This is a genomic window from Hymenobacter sp., from assembly GCF_035709525.1.
Lineage (GTDB): Bacteria > Bacteroidota > Bacteroidia > Cytophagales > Hymenobacteraceae > Hymenobacter.
In genome coordinates this window covers 1-17,320 of the sequence record NZ_DASTEP010000213.1, presented here as the reverse complement: position 1 = coordinate 17,320, position 17,320 = coordinate 1, and the positions used below count along the sequence as shown (strand labels likewise).

Sequence of the window (17,320 nt, the reverse complement as noted above, 5' to 3'; positions counted from 1 at the left end):
CCACACCGGGAGCCTCGGAGACCACATCGGGAGCCTCGACAACCATATCAGGAGTGTCGGAAGCTGTATCAGGAGCCTCGACAGCCACATCAGGAGTGTCGACAATCACGTCAGGAGTGTCGAACGCCCTATCAATAAGGTCGGAAGCCACACCAACAGTATCGCCGGTGGCGCCAGCGGCTTCAGAGAACAAGCCAGGAGGCGCGGCCGGTGCGCCAGGTGGCACCTGCCTGGTTACCCCAAGTTGCGGAATAGCCCCAGCGGGGCGCCCCGCCGGTAGTAGCAAGTAGCGAGCGAAAAACAAAAGCCCCGTAGGGGCGGCCCAACAGGTGAGTGGGTCGCCCCTATGGGGCTTAGGGTAAAAAAGGCTCGCGAGTACTACCGACGGGGCGTCCCGCTGGGGCTACTGCTGGATTAGCTAATTGGCCGCACCCCGCCACCGCTGGCGCTTTGGCCCAGCGGCTACGCCTCCGCCCCCTTGCGCCGCGCGCCCACCACGCAGGCGCCCGCTACCAGCAGCAGCACGCCCAGGCTCGACACCAGCGACACGGTGTTGCCGATTTTATATTCCTTGGGCTCAAACACGAACTTAATTTCGTGCGCGCCGGCCGGTACCTGCATGGCCCGCAGCACGAAATCGGCCCGGAAATGCGGCACCTCCTTGCCATCCAGGAAAGCCTGCCAGCCGTCGGCGTAGTACACCTCGGAGAACACCACCGTGCCCGGCTGCGCGGCCGAATACTTGTAGGTCAGCGCATCGGGCGCGTAGTCGGTGAGCACGATGTTGGCCGAAGAGTCGGCGGAGGTAGCCGGCTTCACTTCGGGGAATTTCGTGGCGTCGAACACCGCTGCTTGGCGCGGATTGAGGGTAGTGAGGGCGTCCATCTCGGCGTCGGGCGACTGCACGGCGCGCAGTTCGCGCACAAACCAGGCGTTGCCGAGCGCGTTGGCGTTGCGCAGCACCTGCTCGGGCTGGCCGGGCTGCCCCTGCTGCCCTTGTTGGGCGGGCACAATGAGGTAGCGCGTGTTCAGCATGTTGAGCACGGGCGTTTTGGCGAAGTCGCCGTTGCTGGCGAATAGGGCTTGCAGGTTGGGCGAAATCTGGCGCTCAATCAAGTCCTGGTAGCGGCGCAGCTTGGCCCCGTGGTAGCCCCCGATGCTCTTGTGGAAGTACGACGTGCGCGCCTCGTTGAAGGGGTTGCCGGCGTTGAGGACGCGGAAGCTCGGGTCTTTGTCGTTGAGAATCTGCTGGTCCACGGCCGAGGGCTGGAAGCTCTCCACGATAGTTTCGGTCTGGTAATTTTTCTCGCCGAGGTAGCGCTTGTCCACCGTCCAGAGGTCGAGCAGCACCAGCGCTACCACGATGGCCGCCGCCACGCCCGCCTGCACCTTGCCCTTCAAATAGAAGTACAACGCCCCCAGCGTGAGGCCCACCAGGAGCAGCCCGCGCCACACGTCCGAGCGCAGCAAGTCGGCGCGGTCGGCGCGTAGGGCGCTCAGCAGCTGCGCCGAAAAGCCTTGCTGCGTGAGGTTGGCATCCTGCGGCGAGGCAAAATCGAAGCTGAAGCTCAGCAGCCAGGTCAGCAGCAGAAAGCCCGCCGTGATGGCCCCGGCGTAGAGCAGCTGCTTGGTGCGCAGCTGGTTTTCGGGGGCATCCACGGCCCCGGCCGGGGCGCTGCCCGCCGCCCGCGCGGCCTTGGCCAGGGCAGGGTGCAGCGGCTCGGTACCCACGACCGGAGCCGCGCCAACCGGCAGCGCGGCGGCGCGGGGCCGCAAAATGCGCGAGAGCGCCAGCGCCGCCAGCAGCGGCATGGCCAGCTGCGCGATAACCAGGCCCATGCTCACGGCCCGGAAGCTGCGGTAGCCCGGCAGGTAGTCGAAAATCAGGTTGTTAATTGTCTCGAAATTCTTGCCCCAGGCCAGCACGAAGGAAACCAGCGTGCCCGCCAGCAGCCAGTAGCGCGTGCGCTTATCGACCACAAACAAGCCCAGCACGAATAAAAAGCACACCACCACGCCCACGTACACGGGGCCGGCCACGTAGCTCTGGTCGCCCCAGTAGGTAGGCATGGCGGCCAGCATGTCGGTGCCGTAGCCGGCCGAGGTCAGCTCGCGGGCCATGTTTGAATTGGGGCCGAGCGGCATGGCGCTGCTGCCGCCGTAGAAGTTGGGCACCAGCAAAGTCATCGTTTCGCCGATGCCGTAGCTGTAGGCGAAGGCATAATCGCGGTCTTGCTGGCGGGCGCTGGGCGCGGCGGGCTGGCCCGGTGCGGGCGGCAGGGCCTTGAGCTCGGAAGGTGAGCGGTTGCTGAATTTGCTGTATTCGTAGGTGGTATAGAGGCGGCCAAAGCTGACGCCGATGGCCAGCGCCGCGCCCACGCCCAGCAGCGCCCCGCGCCCCGCAAAGTCGCCCAAGCGGCCAGCGCGCACCGCGCTCACCAGCTCGATGATGCCATAAATAACGACCAGCAAGCCCAGATAATAGGTGATTTGCGGGTGGTTGGCGCGCACGTTCATGGTCAGGCCCAGCGTGAAGAGCGCCGCGCCCAGCCATTTATTTTGCCGGAAAGCCAGCAGCAGCCCGCCCAGCACCAGCGGCGCGTAGGCCAGCGCCCACGACTTGGTGTTGTGCCCGGCCGCCAAAATGGCGATGTTGTAGCTCGACAAGCCCAGCGCCACCGCGCCGGCCACCGCCACCAGCGGGCGCACGCCTAGCGCCACCAGCAGCACGTAGCCGCACAGCAGGGCCACAAACAAATTGCTAACCACGGCCGGCAAGCCCAGCGCGATAAACTTCTGCACGTACACGAACAAATCGCCGGGGAAGTGCACCGAAATCAGGTACGTGGGCATCCCCGAAAACATGGAGTTGGTCCAGAGCGGCTCGTGGCCGTGCTCAGCGGCCCACTGCTGCGTTTCGCGCGCGCCGCCCTGAAACTGGGTGATGTCGTGCTGCGCCAGCGTTTGGTGGTCGAACACGATGGGCGCGAAGTAGGCCACGGCCAGCACCACAAAAAACAATACGGCCAGCACGTGCGGCCAGGCCCGCTGCCACAGCGGCGCCGGCGAAACGGAAGAATTAACAGCCATCGGGCGGTTTTTAGCGAGTAGGCAAATGAAGCCCGAAGGTAGCGCCGGGGCGGGGAAGGCGCGTATCGGCGTGGTTTCGCGCAGGGTTTCGCGGTGTTAAAACGCAGGGTCGCGCAGTGGTTTGCCGATTGACACTGCGGAACCCTACGCGAAATGCACCTGCTTATTTACCCAGTATTTCGGCCCGGTAGGTAACAAATTCAAGTTACGGCCTAGCCCCAGCGGGGCGACCCGTCGGTAGAAAACGCTGGTAGCAGAAGAAATAAAGCCCCGTAGGGGCGACCCAATCAACTAGATGGGCCGCCCCTACGGGGCTTGGGTACGTGGTACCCGGTATGTTCTACCGACGGGTCGCCCCGCTGAGGCTAGGCCGTAACTTGAGTTATAGGCTTTAGCGCAGCTTCTGCAGAATAGACTGCGACAGGGTTTTCAGGCCCTCGTTTTGCTCGCGCAGGTTCACTTGCCGCACTTGCTCCTTGAGGCTGGCGATGTTGCCCAAATCCACCGACTTGAGGGCAAACTTGCGCACGCCCAGGTCTTGGTCGTCGAGCAGGCGGCCGAGCAGGCGGATGCCGGTGGCGCTGGCTGGCGCGTTGCGCAGGGCGTAGGCCGCCGCGATGCGGTACACCGGGTTGGGGTGGGTTACGGCGCTTTGCAGGCCGGCCACGGCAGTTTCTTCACCCATCAGCCCCAGGCAGCTGATGGCCTTGGTAGCCAGGCCGGGGTCGGGGTCCTGGGCCAGCTGCGTGAGCAGTGGAATATCGTCCTTGGTGAGTTGGCGGACGATGGCGGGGTAGTCGGGCTCATCGAGGTTGATGAGGCGGACGAGTTCTTCGCGGGTGCGGGCCATAGCGGTGGGTGGGCTTAAACGGTGAACGGACTGTTTTTCATGGTCTGGACTTCGCCGGCCGTCAGGTCGGGTGGTGGGTTAGTGATGTTGGCCGTACCGTTGCCCGTCATCAGGCGGTTGTTGTCGTTTACGTGGTTCAAGCCCAGCACGTGGCCTACCTCGTGGGCCAGGGTGTAGCGCGTGGCGTAGGAGGCCACCACGGCCATCGGCCGGCCTGCCGGAAAGGAGGCGCAGCCGTTGAGCGTGCCCTTGTCGTAGGCCACCGTGCGGCACATGTACACTACCACGTCATTGGCCCCGGCATTGGCCCGGAAATTTGACAGCGCCTGCTGCTCGGCCGAAGGGTTGCCGCTGGTGCAAGAGCCGGTGTCCACGTCGTTGAGGGCCGCCAGCGTCGGGTTGGCCAGGTTCAGGGTTTCCGTCGAGCGCAATTGCACGGTGAAGCCCGCGTCGAAGTATATGCTGCGCATCGTATCCACCATTTGCGTTACCGAGAAGGTGGTGGGGGCCGTGAGAATCTTCACGTGCAGGTTCACCGTCTGCATCCAGGTATTGGTCGACCACGCCGGCGTGTTGTTGGCGCGGTACACCACGGCGTTGGCGTCGTCCTGCATCACCAGCCGCGCCCCGGCGTCCTTGAAGGTGTTGCTCGACCACAGCGCTGCGCCGTCCACGTCGTAGAGTACCAGGTTGCCATCGCCCTGCATAATGCAGACCTGCGTGGGCCGGCCGTTGGTGTTCGAGGCCCACAGTGCCAGCTGGCCGCCGGTGCTCAGGCTCTTGTACAGCACCAGGTTGCCATCGGTTTGCAGCGTGAAGGTAAACCGGCCGTTGTTCGCGCGGATATTTTGGCCGGGGTTCAGCACCTGGCCCGGCCGCATGGTGTCGCCGGTGGCGGTGGGGCCGCTGGGCACGGTTTTCTGCACCGTGTTGCTGGCCCAGATGGCTTTGTGCGCCGCGTTGTAAATCACGGCGTTGCCATCGTCCTGCATCACCAGCGTGCTGTTGGCATCCTTGAAGGTATTACTCGACCACAGCGGCTTGTTGGCTGGGTTGTAAATCACCAGGTTGCCATCACCCTGCATAATGCAGCGGTTGCCACCCTTGCCGTTGGTGTTCGACGCCCACAGGGCCTTCTGGCTACCATTGGGGTAGCGCTTGTACAGCACCAGGTTACCATCGGCTTGATAAATAAAGTAATAGCGCCCGTTCAGCGAGGTAATGCTCTGGTTGGGCAAGAGGGTCTGGTTGGCGGTGAGCTTGTCGGCCATGGCGCGAGGTGGAAAAAAGATACGAGCCAGCAAGACGACGCTGCTGGCTCGTAAAGCTCTTGTTTTCAAGTATCCACTTGCATCAGTGCTGCCACTGAATTTTGCGGCTGCGCACGCTGCCGCTCGCTCGCACTACTTCAGTACTACCTCGGCCAGCACCGGGAAGTGGTCCGACGGGTAGTGCCCACGCAGCGAGTCGGTGAGCACCGCGTAGCTGCGTACCGTGCTGCCCCGGCTCACAAAAATGTAGTCGATGCGCTCGTTCAGCGGGGCGTTCAGCTCGAAGCCGTTGAAGGTGCCGACCGGGCCGTAGGTGGGCGTTTGCGTGAGCAGGTAGGCATCGCCGAATTGGGCTTGCAGGGTTTTCACCTGCTCGGTGTCGGGCGTCGAGTTGAGGTCGCCCACGCAGATGACGGGCGCGCTTTGAGCGATTTCCTTGATTTTGTGCACCATGAGCAGGCCCGACTGGCGGCGCGCCTCCGTACCCTGGTGGTCGAAGTGCGCGCTGAAAAAGAAAAACTCCTTTCCGCTCTGCAAGTCCTTGAACTTGGCCCAGGTGCAGAGGCGGTTGCAGCAGGTAGCATCCCAACCTTTAGAAGGTTTGTCGGGCGTCTCACTCAGCCAGAAGTCGCCGGTTTGCAGCAGTTGCAGGCGGGCTTTTTTGTAGAAGATGGCCGAGTGCTCGCCGGCCTCCTTGCCATCGTCGCGCCCGCGGCCCACGAAGGCGTAGCCCGGCAATTCGGCTAGTCCGGTGAGCTGCCCGCGCAAGCCCTCCTGGGTGCCAAACACGTCGAAATCGTGGTAGCGAACCAGGTTCTTTACCATTTCTTTACGATTGGGCCAAGCATCGGCCCCGTCGTCGGGGTTGTTGTAGCGGAGGTTGTAGGTAGCCACCCGCAGCGGGATAGGGGCCGGGCCAGCGGCAGCCCGCAGACTACCCAGTAAAACACTGGCCAAAAGAAGAATAACGAAGCGCATAAGCAGCTTAAAATAGAAAATAGCGCAAGCCAACCGGCCCAATGCTACCGCCAAAATAGCGCCGCCCGCCAGTGCCGCCGCGTAGTAGCGGCCGCGCCCGACCTTTGCGCCCGCTATGCCTATCCGCTTCCTCGACCTGCCCGCCCTGCTCGGCGGCACCCTGCTACTCGCCCCCGCCACCGATGCCGCCCTGGCCACCCTGCTGCTCGACAGCCGCCGCGTGGGCCTCACCGAAGGGGCCGTTTTCTTCGCCCTGCGCGGGCCTAACCACGACGGCCACCACCACTTGGCGGCGCTCTACGCCAAGGGCGTGCGGCTATTCGTAGTGAGCCATGCGCCGGCTAGCCTGGCCCCGTTTGCGGGCGCGGGCTTCGTGCTGGTGCCCGATGCGCTGGCGGCCTTGCAGGCGCTGGCGGCCCGGCACCGGGCGGCGTTTGGGGGGCCGGTGTGGGCCGTCACGGGCTCTAATGGCAAGACCATTGTGAAGGAGTGGCTGGCGCAGCTGCTGGCCCCCGACGAGGACATTTGCCGCTCGCCCAAAAGCTACAATTCGCAAATAGGCGTGCCGCTAAGCGTGTGGGAGTTGGCTCCCGGCCGGCATACGCTCGGCATTTTCGAGGCCGGTATTTCGGAGCGCGGCGAGATGGCGCAACTGGCCGAAATTATCCGGCCCACGCACGGCATTTTCACTACCCTGGGTACAGCGCACGACGCCGGTTTTGCTTCGGAAGAAGAAAAGCTGGGCGAGAAGTTGCGCCTGTTCGAGCGGCCCGGCTTCGAGCTGCTGGTGTACTGCGCCGACCAGCCGGCCGTGCACGCCGCCGTGCAGGCGCGCGCCCTGCCGGCCCTGGCCTGGACGCGCCACGACGTGCCCGGCGCGGCCCTGCGCTTCCGGCTGAAAGCCACCACGGCGGGCACCACCACCGTGCGCGTGCGCCTGGGCGAAACGGCCGCCACCGCCCACTTCCCAGCCGAGCACCTGACGCTACGGGCGGCCGCGCGTTTCACGCTGCCCTTCGCCGATGAGCCTTCGGTCGAAAACGCCCTGCACTGCCTAGCCGTGCTGCTATGGCGGCAGCTCAGCTCCGCTACCGCTCTCGCCCCGGCCGAAATTCAGCGCCGCCTGCTGCGCCTCCAGCCGGTGGCCATGCGCCTCGAAATGAAGCAGGGCCGCCACGGCTGTTACCTCCTCGACGATACCTACAACAACGACCTCGCCGGCCTGGCCTTGGCCCTTGATGCCCTCAGCCGGCAAGCGCGGCCGGGCGGCCGCACGCTCATCCTCAGCGACGTGCTGGAGTCGGGCTTGCCGCCCGCCGAGCTATACGCTCGTGTGGCTAAGCTGCTACAAGCTCACGGTGTGACGCGGCTTATCGGGGTAGGGGAGGCAGTGAGTTCTGAGTTAAGAGTTTTGAGTTCTGAGTTGGACGCGGAGGTAAGCCCAAACCAGCAGAATCAACTCAAAACTCAAAACTCAAAACTCAAAACTCTCTTCTATCCCTCCACCGAAGCCCTGCTGGCCGACCTGCGACCGGCCGATTTTCAAAACGAAACCATCCTCATCAAAGGGGCACGGCGGTTTGGGTTCGAGCGGGTGGTGGCGGCGTTGCAGCAGTTGCAGCACGGCACGGTGCTGGAGGTGAACCTCGACGCGCTGACGCACAACCTGCACTACTACCGCCAGCGGCTGAAACCCAGCACCAAGCTCATGGTGATGGTCAAGGCGTTTGCCTACGGCAGCGGTTCGTATGAGGTGGCCAGCCTCTTGCAGTTTCAGCGGGCCGACTATCTCGCCGTGGCTTACCCCGACGAAGGCCAGCAACTGCGCGAAAACGGCATCAGCCTGCCCATCATGGTCTTGAACCCCGGCCCCGACAGCTTCGAGCAGCTGCGCCGCTACCGCCTGGAGCCGGAAATCTATTCCGTGGAGCGCCTGCACGACTACCTCGCCGCCGCCCGCGAAGCCGCCGACAGCCCCACCCCGCTGCCGCCGCTGCACCTCAAGCTCGATACCGGCATGCGCCGCCTGGGCTTTGATGAAAACGACCTGCCCGCCCTGCTCGACCTGCTAACCCAGTACCGCGCCCAGCTGCCGGTAGCGAGCATTATGACCCACCTCGCCGCCGCCGATGACCCCGCGCACGACGCCTTCACGCGCCAGCAACTCAGTACTTTCCAGCGCATGGCTGCCGCCATCGAGGCCGTGCTAGGCCGCCCGGTGCTGAAGCACGCGCTGAACTCGGCCGGTATCCGGCGCTTCGCGGAGACGCAGTTTGACATGGTGCGGCTGGGCGTGGGCCTCTACGGCGTGGAGGCTGGCGACGAAACCAGCCACAACCTGCGCCCCGTGAGCACCTTGCGCACTACCGTGTCGCAGGTGAAAACCCTCCCCGCCGATACTACCGTGGGCTACGGCCGGCGCGGCGCGGCGGCCGACTACGAGCGCCGCCTCGCCACGCTGGCCATCGGCTACGCCGATGGCTACGACCGGCGCTTTGCCAACGGCGCGGGCACGGTGCTGCTGCACGGCCGCCGCGCCCCGGTAGTGGGCTCGGTGTGCATGGACATGGTGATGGTCGATGTCACCGACATCCCCGAAACGCAGCCCGGCGACGGGGCCGTGCTCTTTGGCGAGGGGCTGACTATCAACGAGCTGGCCGGGCGCATCGGCACTATCCCCTACGAAATCCTGACCAACGTGAGCGAGCGCGTGAAGCGCGTGTTTGTGAGCGAGTAGGCGTGCCGTAAGCTTTAGCTTGGGCATAAAGTCAAGTTAAAACGCCACTCGCGAACGCCCAACGCGGCGGCGCGGCTTCGCGTAAACGGCCCACCTTTCTTTCACACCTTACGTGTCTTTACCATGAACAAGCCCACGCTCGCCCTGCTGGCCGCCGCTACCTTCGCCTTCGCCAGCTGCAACGACCTGAAAAAATCGGACGATAAAAACACGCTCGGCGATGCCACCGCCGACACGGCTGTAGTAGCCCGCACCGGCCAAACGGCCGGCGACGTAGCCGCCAACGCCGCCAATTCGGTCGAAAATGCCGCCGACAAAGCTGGCAATGCCGTCAGTAACGCCTTCGATATCACGAAAGCCAAGCTGGCCGACGTAAAATTCCCGGAAGTAAACCTGCCCGGCGTAAGCATTCGTGGCAACGACGACTACCAGGTGTACGGCGTCGATGAGAAAGTGCTCTTCGATACTGACAAAGCCACCATCAAGCCCAGCGCGGCCGAGGCGCTCAAGCAAATTACCGCTTCCATCACCCAGCGCTACGCTGGCAAAGACGTGCGGGTGCTAGGCTTCGCCGACTCGCGCGGCGACAAAAGCTACAACCGCGAGCTGAGTAAGGAGCGCGCCGAGGCGGTCAAAAACTACCTCGTAACCACCAATAAAATGCCCGCCGACCGCGTCAGCACCGAAGCCTTCGGCGAGGAGCAGCCCGCCGCCAGCAACGCCACCGCCGCCGGCCGCCAGGAAAACCGCCGCGTCGAAATCGCGGTGAAAGTCAAATAGACCGCAGATTCAAACGGATTAAACGGATTTCGCAGATACGCTTGGCTGCGCCAAGCTGATTAGGGCTGCCAAACAAAACAAAAAAGCCGCCCGAAAAGGTGACTTTTTGTTTTTAATCGGACACCTTATATCTCATCTAGTCAGCTTGGCGCAGCCAAGCGTATCTGCGAAATCCGTTTAATCCGTTTGAATCTGCGGTCTATTTGACGTAGGCATCGACCTCGGCGCGCATCATGGCGTTGAAGCGCGAGCCGCCGTTGGCCAAGGTCACCAGGTTCCAGCCGCGGCCGATGGCGTAGCTCCAGGTGCGGCTGTCTTTGAACTCGAACGTGGGGCGTAGAATCTGGCCGTAGGGCGTGTAGTTGTCCATGAAGTTGGTGGTGTAGAACTTATCGCCGCTCACAATCCATTCCATCGCCACGTAGAAGCCTTCTTCGGGCGCCGGGATATTGTAGCTCGTGAGGTCTACCGTAAACCACTCGCCGCCGCGCGCCGCCGACACAATCACGCTCTCGCCGAGCATGTCCGAGTTGGGGGCGTTGTAGTTGCCATCGGCCTTGTAGAGGCGCACCCGGAAGGGCTCGCGCGGGAAGCCATTCTCGCCAATGTAAAACGACACCGAGCGCACAAAGCCCAGCTTTTTAGCCTTCTCATTTTTGCAGAGAAACGCGTACTGGCTGCCTGGCATGCCCTGAATCATGCCCGCGCCGGGCGAGTTGGAGTGCGCGCCCAGCATCAGCGGCTTCACCTTGCTGGCTTCCACGTTCACACTGGCCAGCTGGATGGGCTGCTTGGGAATTTGCAGAATAACCTCCTCCATGTTGGCCCCGCGCTTCACGAAGAGCGCCGTGCGCTTATAGCCCAGCGCCATCACGATGATGGAGTCCTCGGTGACTTTGGTGGGCATGGCCAACTGGAAATAGCCATATTCGTTGGTGAGTGCCCCGGTCTGCTCCTCGCGCAGGTTGATGGAGGCAAACGGGATGGGGCTCTGGGTTTCGGCATCGACCACGCGGCCCGTGATGCGGCCCTCCTGGGCGTGGCTAAGGATAGGCGATAGCCCGATAACGGATAGAATAAATAGTAGTCGCTTTAGCATATCGGTAAAAGCTAAAAAAGATGCTTAATGCACAAATTTAGTACAGGGTTAAATGAACTTCCGCGTCTTTAAATAAAAATAAAGCCAAGTAAGCCTTTGGGCTAAGATAATTTATTTACATACTTGTTTTAATTATATTAATAAGCAACAAAATTGATGATTGTCACTTGTAAGCACCACTATTATGCAAATGCGGAGTAACTTGCGGGCATTATATAAGTCGCTATACTATCTAAGCTAAGTGAAAAATAGGTATCTGCTTGCTATGCTATTAGGCGGGTGCGCCATAGTACCGCGCAGCCGGGCGCAAAGCCCCGGTGCCGCAGTAGTTACGTCGCATCCGCCGCCTGCGACCTCCGCGTCGGTTCCGGCCCCGCCACTGGAGGGGCTGTGGCGCGGGGCGCTGCCGCTGCCGGGCGGTCGCTTGCCCTTGACGGTGAGCGTAGTAACATTGACCGGAGGCGGCTATTTCGCGGCCCTTGATGTGCCGCTACAGAAGCTCAGCCGCGTGCCCGCCGACCTGCAAGCCGTGCCCGGCACCGATTCGGTGCGCCTGGAGGTGCCGCAACTGGGCAGCCGCCTGGTGGCCCGCCTTGACTCGGGCGGCCTGGTGCTGCGCGGCACCTGGGCGCAGCCCGGCCTGCGCGCGCCGCTGGTGCTGCGCCACGCCGCCCTGCCCGCCGCCACTGCCAGCGTGGCTACCCTGAGCCGCCCTTATCGGGAGGAAAAAGTGCTATTATCCAACTTCGCGGCCCGGCTCAAGCTGGCGGGTACGCTCACGGTGCCGGCCGGCGCGGGGCCGTTTCCGGCGGTGGTGCTGCTCTCCGACCTGGGCGCGCAGGACCGCGACGGCCACCCCGCCGAGCAGCCCGAAGGTGGCTCGGCCGTTCGGCCTTATCCACTATTGAGCTTACTGGCCGACTACCTCACCCGCCACGGCGTGGCCGTGCTGCGCATGGACGACCGCGGCGTGGGGCAGTCGGAGGGTAACAATGCCACCGCTACCCCCGCCCAGCGCGTAGGCGACGCCCAGGCCGCGCTCAATTTCCTACGCACCCGGCCCGAGGTCGATTTGCTGCACCTCGGTCTTATTGGGCACGGCGAGGGGGCCAACGTGGCGCTGCTGGCCGCCGCCCAGCCACTGCCGCCCGCCTTTGTGGTGAGCTTGGCGGGCTACGGCCTGCCGGGCTTCGAGACGCTGCAAGCCCAGCAAACGGCCGCGCTGCAAGCCCAGAAGCTGGCCCCGGCGCAGCTCGACGTGCGCCTGCGCCGCCTCGCCACCCTGGCCGAACTGGTGCGCTACTCCACCAACCTCGACCAGACGCAGGCCATGATAGCCAATCTCTTGCGCCAGGACGAGCCCGACCTGCCACCCGCCACCATTCAGGCCCGCGCCGCCGCCCAGCTCACGCCCTGGCACCGCGCCTTCCTGGCCTTCAACCCCCTCGAAAAGCTGGAGGCCGTGCAGGTGCCCGTACTGCTGCTGAGTGGCCTCGCCGACGAGCAGGCCCCGCCCGCCCAGCACCAGGCCGCCCTCGAAAAAGAGCTGCGCGACAACGGCAACCGCGCCGTGGTGGGCCAGCGCCTGCCGGGCGTCAACCACTTGCTGCAACCGCCTACTAACCAATGGATAGTGCTCGACGGCGAGCCGCGCCCCATCGTGGCACCGGCCCTGCTCGAAAGCCTGAAAACGTGGCTCGCCGCCCAGACGAAGAAGTAGCGTGGGCTTTTAAGTCAGTGTTAAAACATGCGGCGGTAGGGCAACTGCTGGCGACATTGGCTGCGCCAGAACCCATAGCGTGCGCTATCATTGTCGGCCGCCAGCGCTGGCGGCTGCGCGCCGGCCAAGCATTGGTAGGTGCGCAGCCAGCGGCTAGTGGCTGGCCGACAACAGCTTAGGCGCGTATGGATTTTAAATACGATACCGACTTAATACTACTGGGGCCGCTGGCCATGCTGGGGGTGCTGGCCATGCGGCGGCTTTTTGACCTGCCCGAGCGCCTGCCCCGCTGGAACCGCTGGCTGTCGTGGCTGTGGCTGCCGGCCATCGCCGCATTTGCCTACTCGGCTACGCACTTTCGCCGCGATACTGCGCTAGGTGAGGCGTACATGTTTTTCGTCCTCACGGTGGTGTTGGGCACGCTGTGGCGGCTGCGCGATTACCGCCCGGCCCGCCCGGTGTTGGTGGGGGTAGCCGTGCTGTGGGTGCGCTGGGCGATTAAGCTGACGCTGTTGCTGGGCCATTACCAGTTGCTGCCGCCTTACAAAAGCTACTACAACACGGCCGCTACCCTGAGTAATATGCTGATGCTCGCGCTGTTGGTGGCCGCCCGCAGCCAGAAGCAGTCGTTGCTGAAAGAGCAGAAGCAGCGCGAAGAAGAAGCCCGCGCCCGCGAGCAGGTAGCCGCCCAAAATGCCGAGCTGGAGCGCCTGGTAGCCGCCCGCACGGCCGCCCTCACGCAGCAGTCGGAAGAGTTGCGCGAGGCCCTCGATGAGCTACAAACTATCCAAAGCCAGCTCATTCAGGCCGAGAAGATGGCGAGCTTGGGCGAGCTCACGGCGGGCATCGCCCACGAGATTCAGAATCCGCTCAACTTCGTCAACAACTTCGCTGAGGTTAGCAGCGAGCTGCTCGATGAGCTGGCCGACGAGCAAACGCGCCCCGCGCCCGACCTGGAGCTGGAAACCGAGCTGCTGGCTGACTTGCAGCAAAACCTTGAAAAGATAACCCACCACGGCAAGCGGGCGGCGAGCATCGTGCGCGGGATGCTCGAGCACAGCCGCACTAGCACGGGCGAGCGCCAGCCCACCGACCTCAACGCGCTCTGCGACGAGTATCTGCGCCTAGCCTACCACGGCCTGCGGGCCAAAGACAAGAGCTTCAACGCCACCTTGCAAACGGACTTCGCCCCGGTGCTGCCGCTGGTGGAGGCCGTGGGGCAGGATTTGGGGCGGGTGCTGTTGAACTTGTTTACCAACGCCTTCTACGCCGTGCGCCAGCGCCAGCTGGCCGCCGCCGAGCCCGGCTACGCGCCCACCGTGCGCGTGAGCACGGCCCGCGCGGGCGATGAGGTAGTAGTGCGCGTGCGTGACAACGGCACGGGCATCCCGGAAGAGGTGCAGCAGAAAATTTTCCAGCCCTTTTTCACCACCAAGCCCAGCGGCGAGGGCACGGGCTTGGGTCTCTCCTTGAGCTACGACCTGGTAGTGAAAGGCCACGGCGGCACGCTGGAAGTGGATAGCGAAGAAGGTGAGTACACGGAGTTTATCATGCGGCTGCCGTTTCGCACGGCGGAATAGATACTTTCGATACGCCCACAAGCACCTGTCCTTGCAAGCGCAGCGAAGTAGTCGCACCAGCACAGAACCCGAACGACGCGGCTAAACAGGTGCTACTGCTTCGCTGCGCTCGTAAGGACAGGCGTTTTGACAAAAGGCAATAGCTCAATAACTAGAAAAGAAACTAGGAATCTCACATGGCAAGCAGCACTGAAGTGATGGGGGCGGCAATGGGCCTGGGGCTGGTGTACTGGGGCCGCCGCGCCCTCGACCTGCCCACCCGCCTACCTACCTGGGACCGCTGGCTGACGCGGCTGTGGCAGCCTGCGGCGGCCATTATCGTGTTGGGCGTGGCAGTGGGCGGGCCGGTGGCCGTCTGGTTAGGTGACCTGTTCTTTGGGGGTGTTTTAGGATTGGGCGCGGTCATATGCTGGCAACTGCGCAGCTACCGGCCGGCTTTTTGGGTGGGCGTGGGCTTGGCACCTTACGCGGCGTACATGCTGGTAGGCACGCTGCTACGGCTATCGGGCAGCGACCCGCTGGACGTGGCTGGCAGCAGTAGCAACCTGAATGGATTTCTGGTAATGTGGACCGGCAGCCTGTTTTTCGTGGCCCGCAGCCAGCACAAAACCCTTGCTGCCGAAGCCCAACGCCGCCTCGAAGCCGAGCAGGAGCAGCGCCGCATCCTGGGCCAAAACCACACCCTCGAACATGAGGTAAACCAGCGCACCGCTGCCCTGGCCCAGCAAACCGACGCCCTGCGCACTACCCTGCAAGAGCTGCGCGACACGCAGGAGCAGCTCATTCAGGCCGAGAAAATGGCGAGCCTGGGCGAGCTCACGGCCGGCATTGCCCACGAGATTCAGAACCCGCTCAACTTCGTCAATAACTTCGCTGAAGTGAGCCGCGAGCTGGCCGACGAGCTGGCCGAGGAGCGCGCCCGCCCCACCCGCGATGCCACCCTGGAAGCCGAGCTGCTGGCCGACCTCAAGCAGAACCTGCAAAAAATAAATCAGCACGGCAAGCGGGCGGCAAGCATCGTGCGGGGGATGCTGGAGCACAGCCGCGCCAGCACGGGCGAGCGCCAGCCCACCGACCTCAATGCCCTGTGCGACGAGTACTTGCGCCTGGCCTACCACGGCCTGCGGGCCAAAGACAAGAGCTTCAACGCCACTTTACAAACGGACTTCGCCCCGGTACTGCCGCTGGTCGAGGCCGTAAGTCAGGACCTGGGCCGGGTGCTGCTGAACCTGTTTACCAACGCCTTCTACGCCGTGTGCCAGCGCCAGCTCGCCGCCGCTGAGCCCAGCTACGCGCCCACGGTCAGCGTGCGGACCGCCTTTGTCAACCGCGAGGTGTGCGTGGTGGTGCAGGATAATGGCACGGGCATCCCGGACGCGGTGCAAGCCAAGATTTTCCAGCCCTTTTTCACGACCAAGCCCAGCGGCGAGGGCACGGGGCTGGGGCTGGCGCTCAGCCACGACATCGTGGTGCAGGGCCACGGCGGCGCGCTCGAAGTGGCCAGCGAGGCGGGTGTGGGCACTACGTTTACCATTAAATTGCCAGTGTAGGGGCGGGCCAAACCTTCCCCTACGAGTACTTTTACGAAGATGAAAATCCTGGTTGTTGACGACGAAAGCGACGTGCAAGTGCTGTTTGAGCAGCGTTTTCGGCGCGAAATCCGCAGCGGCGCGCTAAGCTTCTCGTTCGCCTTTTCGGGCGAGCAAGCGCTTGATTACCTGCACGAACATCATTCCGAAGTCGTGCTCATTCTCTCCGACATCAACATGCCCGGCATGAGCGGGCTTGAGCTGCTGCGCCGCGTGCGTACCGAGGCCACCCCGCCGCCCCCGCCCCGCGTGATGATGATAACCGCCTACGGCGACGACGACAGCCGCCGCCAGGCGCTGGCCCTCGGGGCCGACGATTTCCTGACCAAGCCCGTCGACTTCGCGGCGCTCAAAGAAAAGCTACTGGCCCTGCCCGCATGAAAACGAAAATACTGGTCGTAGACGACGAGGCCGACCTCGAACTGCTTGTAAAACAGAAATTTCGCCGCAAAATCCGCGAAGGCGAGTACGAGTTTGTCTTTGCCGCCAATGGCCAGGAAGCGCTCGTGCGCGTGGCCGAGCACCCCGACACGGCCATCGTGCTCTCCGACATCAACATGCCCGTGATGGACGGCCTCACGCTGCTCACCGAGTTGCATCAGACCAATCCGGTCATCAAAACTGTCATCGTATCGGCCTACGGCGACATGGCCAACCTACGGGCGGCCATGAACCGTGGCGCGTTTGACTTCGTGTGCAAGCCGGTCGATTTCAGTGACTTGGAGGTTACGATTGAGAAGACTATCGTGCAGGTGCAGCAGCTGCGCGACACCCTGCGGGCCATGCAGGAGAATAATATTCTCAAGATGTACGTCGATGAGACGGTTATCAACTTCATGTCGCGCCCCGATGTGGAAAACCGCCTGCTAGCCTCCGAAACCATTGAGGGCACGGTCGTTTTCATCGACATCTGCGGCTTCACGTCGCTGTCCGAAAAGCTGCCCGCCGCCACGGTGGTCGAGCTGCTCAACCGCTACTTCGACCAGATGGTGAAGGAGATAATCGCGCACGGCGGCTACGTCGATAAGTTTATGGGCGACGCCGTGATGGCCGTTTTCCGGGGCGACTACCACCTCGACCGCGCCGTAGATGCCGCCCTCGCCGTGCGCGCCAGCCTCATGGCCCACGCCGACGAAAAAGTGCCCGGCACCGAGTACCGCCCCGCCGTGAGCATCGGCATCAACACCGGCGAAATGGTATCGGGCAACATCGGCTCGGCCTCGCTCAAACGCCTGGACTACACCGTAATCGGCGACACCGTGAACGTGAGCCAGCGCCTGCAAAGCAGCGCCAAGCCCGGCCAGATTATCGTCAGCGAAGCTACTTATCAGCGGCTCAAGGAGTCATTCGAGTGCCGCCCGGTAGGGGAGGTGAAGCTCAAGAATAAAGAGCAGCCGGTGATGACGTATGAGGTGGTTGCGTAGTGCCGTTGGCACGCTGCACGCTGGCCGCCGTTTAGCGCGCAGCGCGTAACGGCAGGCCGACCAGTGGGGCGAGTCTCCAGACTCGCGTAGCGAACCGACTAATCGGCCCGGCTCATCTCAAACTGCCATTAATTCGCGAGTCTGGAGACTCGCCCCACTGGTCGGCCTGCCGTTGCGCGCTGCGCGCTAAACGGCGGCCAGC

12 protein-coding genes are annotated in these 17,320 nt (G+C 63.3%); 7 read left to right on the top strand and 5 right to left on the bottom strand.

The window, feature by feature from the left end:
* Positions 1–462 precede the first annotated feature (462 nt).
* The 4 genes from VFO93_RS18655 to VFO93_RS18640 all read right to left on the bottom strand — a co-directional run bounded on the left by VFO93_RS18655 (position 463) and on the right by VFO93_RS18640 (position 6,189).
* Positions 463–3,090 carry a hypothetical protein gene (locus VFO93_RS18655; RefSeq protein ID WP_325135901.1) on the bottom strand — a complete coding sequence of 876 codons (2,628 nt, stop codon included), beginning with the start codon at positions 3,088–3,090 and terminating at the stop codon, positions 463–465.
* A gap of 391 nt (positions 3,091–3,481) precedes the next feature.
* Positions 3,482–3,940, bottom strand: coding sequence for a HEAT repeat domain-containing protein (locus VFO93_RS18650; protein WP_325135900.1), 459 nt, complete (start codon positions 3,938–3,940; stop codon positions 3,482–3,484).
* Positions 3,941–3,954: 14 nt separating this feature from the next.
* A complete protein-coding gene (locus tag VFO93_RS18645) occupies positions 3,955–5,211 on the bottom strand; it encodes a hypothetical protein (protein ID WP_325135899.1) in 1,257 nt (418 codons plus the stop codon).
* A 132-nt stretch (positions 5,212–5,343) separates the two neighbouring features.
* Positions 5,344–6,189 (bottom strand): endonuclease/exonuclease/phosphatase family protein, encoded by an 846-nt coding sequence (locus VFO93_RS18640; protein ID WP_325135898.1) that lies wholly within the window; start codon positions 6,187–6,189, stop codon positions 5,344–5,346.
* A 115-nt stretch (positions 6,190–6,304) separates the two neighbouring features.
* Between VFO93_RS18640 and VFO93_RS18635 the strand changes: the two genes are divergently transcribed.
* Both VFO93_RS18635 and VFO93_RS18630 read left to right on the top strand, forming a co-directional pair.
* Complete coding sequence (locus tag VFO93_RS18635) at positions 6,305–8,926, top strand: bifunctional UDP-N-acetylmuramoyl-tripeptide:D-alanyl-D-alanine ligase/alanine racemase (RefSeq protein ID WP_325135897.1); 2,622 nt, start codon at positions 6,305–6,307, stop codon at positions 8,924–8,926.
* Positions 8,927–9,049: 123 nt separating this feature from the next.
* Positions 9,050–9,706, top strand: a complete 657-nt coding sequence (locus VFO93_RS18630) for an OmpA family protein (RefSeq protein WP_325135896.1) — start codon at positions 9,050–9,052, stop codon at positions 9,704–9,706.
* A 199-nt stretch (positions 9,707–9,905) separates the two neighbouring features.
* Here VFO93_RS18630 and VFO93_RS18625 read toward each other — a convergent pair whose 3' ends face one another.
* Positions 9,906–10,805, bottom strand: coding sequence for a carboxypeptidase-like regulatory domain-containing protein (locus tag VFO93_RS18625; RefSeq protein ID WP_325135895.1), 900 nt, complete (start codon positions 10,803–10,805; stop codon positions 9,906–9,908).
* 484 nt (positions 10,806–11,289) lie between these two features.
* Between VFO93_RS18625 and VFO93_RS18620 the strand changes: the two genes are divergently transcribed.
* From VFO93_RS18620 to VFO93_RS18600, 5 genes are all read left to right on the top strand, one after another.
* Complete coding sequence (locus tag VFO93_RS18620) at positions 11,290–12,525, top strand: alpha/beta hydrolase family protein (protein WP_325135894.1); 1,236 nt, start codon at positions 11,290–11,292, stop codon at positions 12,523–12,525.
* A 185-nt stretch (positions 12,526–12,710) separates the two neighbouring features.
* Entirely contained in the window at positions 12,711–14,105 is a 1,395-nt protein-coding gene (locus tag VFO93_RS18615) for an ATP-binding protein (protein ID WP_325135893.1), read from the top strand.
* A gap of 176 nt (positions 14,106–14,281) precedes the next feature.
* Positions 14,282–15,655, top strand: coding sequence for a sensor histidine kinase (locus VFO93_RS18610; RefSeq protein ID WP_325135892.1), 1,374 nt, complete (start codon positions 14,282–14,284; stop codon positions 15,653–15,655).
* Between the two features lie 39 nt (positions 15,656–15,694).
* Positions 15,695–16,075: a response regulator gene (locus tag VFO93_RS18605; RefSeq protein WP_325135891.1), complete on the top strand. Its 381-nt coding sequence runs from the start codon at positions 15,695–15,697 to the stop codon at positions 16,073–16,075.
* Complete coding sequence (locus tag VFO93_RS18600; RefSeq protein WP_325135890.1) at positions 16,072–17,118, top strand: adenylate/guanylate cyclase domain-containing protein; 1,047 nt, start codon at positions 16,072–16,074, stop codon at positions 17,116–17,118. The genes VFO93_RS18605 and VFO93_RS18600 overlap by 4 nt, the downstream gene beginning before the upstream one ends.
* Positions 17,119–17,320: the final 202 nt, after the last annotated feature.

Coding starts and splice junctions, on each gene's coding strand:
- VFO93_RS18655 (WP_325135901.1), bottom strand. CDS start 3,090: ATGGCTGTTAATTCTTCCGTTTCGCCGGCGCCGCTGTGGCAGCGGGCC.
- VFO93_RS18650 (WP_325135900.1), bottom strand. CDS start 3,940: ATGGCCCGCACCCGCGAAGAACTCGTCCGCCTCATCAACCTCGATGAG.
- VFO93_RS18645 (WP_325135899.1), bottom strand. CDS start 5,211: ATGGCCGACAAGCTCACCGCCAACCAGACCCTCTTGCCCAACCAGAGC.
- VFO93_RS18640 (WP_325135898.1), bottom strand. CDS start 6,189: ATGCGCTTCGTTATTCTTCTTTTGGCCAGTGTTTTACTGGGTAGTCTG.
- VFO93_RS18635 (WP_325135897.1), top strand. CDS start 6,305: ATGCCTATCCGCTTCCTCGACCTGCCCGCCCTGCTCGGCGGCACCCTG.
- VFO93_RS18630 (WP_325135896.1), top strand. CDS start 9,050: ATGAACAAGCCCACGCTCGCCCTGCTGGCCGCCGCTACCTTCGCCTTC.
- VFO93_RS18625 (WP_325135895.1), bottom strand. CDS start 10,805: ATGCTAAAGCGACTACTATTTATTCTATCCGTTATCGGGCTATCGCCT.
- VFO93_RS18615 (WP_325135893.1), top strand. CDS start 12,711: ATGGATTTTAAATACGATACCGACTTAATACTACTGGGGCCGCTGGCC.
- VFO93_RS18610 (WP_325135892.1), top strand. CDS start 14,282: ATGGCAAGCAGCACTGAAGTGATGGGGGCGGCAATGGGCCTGGGGCTG.
- VFO93_RS18605 (WP_325135891.1), top strand. CDS start 15,695: ATGAAAATCCTGGTTGTTGACGACGAAAGCGACGTGCAAGTGCTGTTT.
- VFO93_RS18600 (WP_325135890.1), top strand. CDS start 16,072: ATGAAAACGAAAATACTGGTCGTAGACGACGAGGCCGACCTCGAACTG.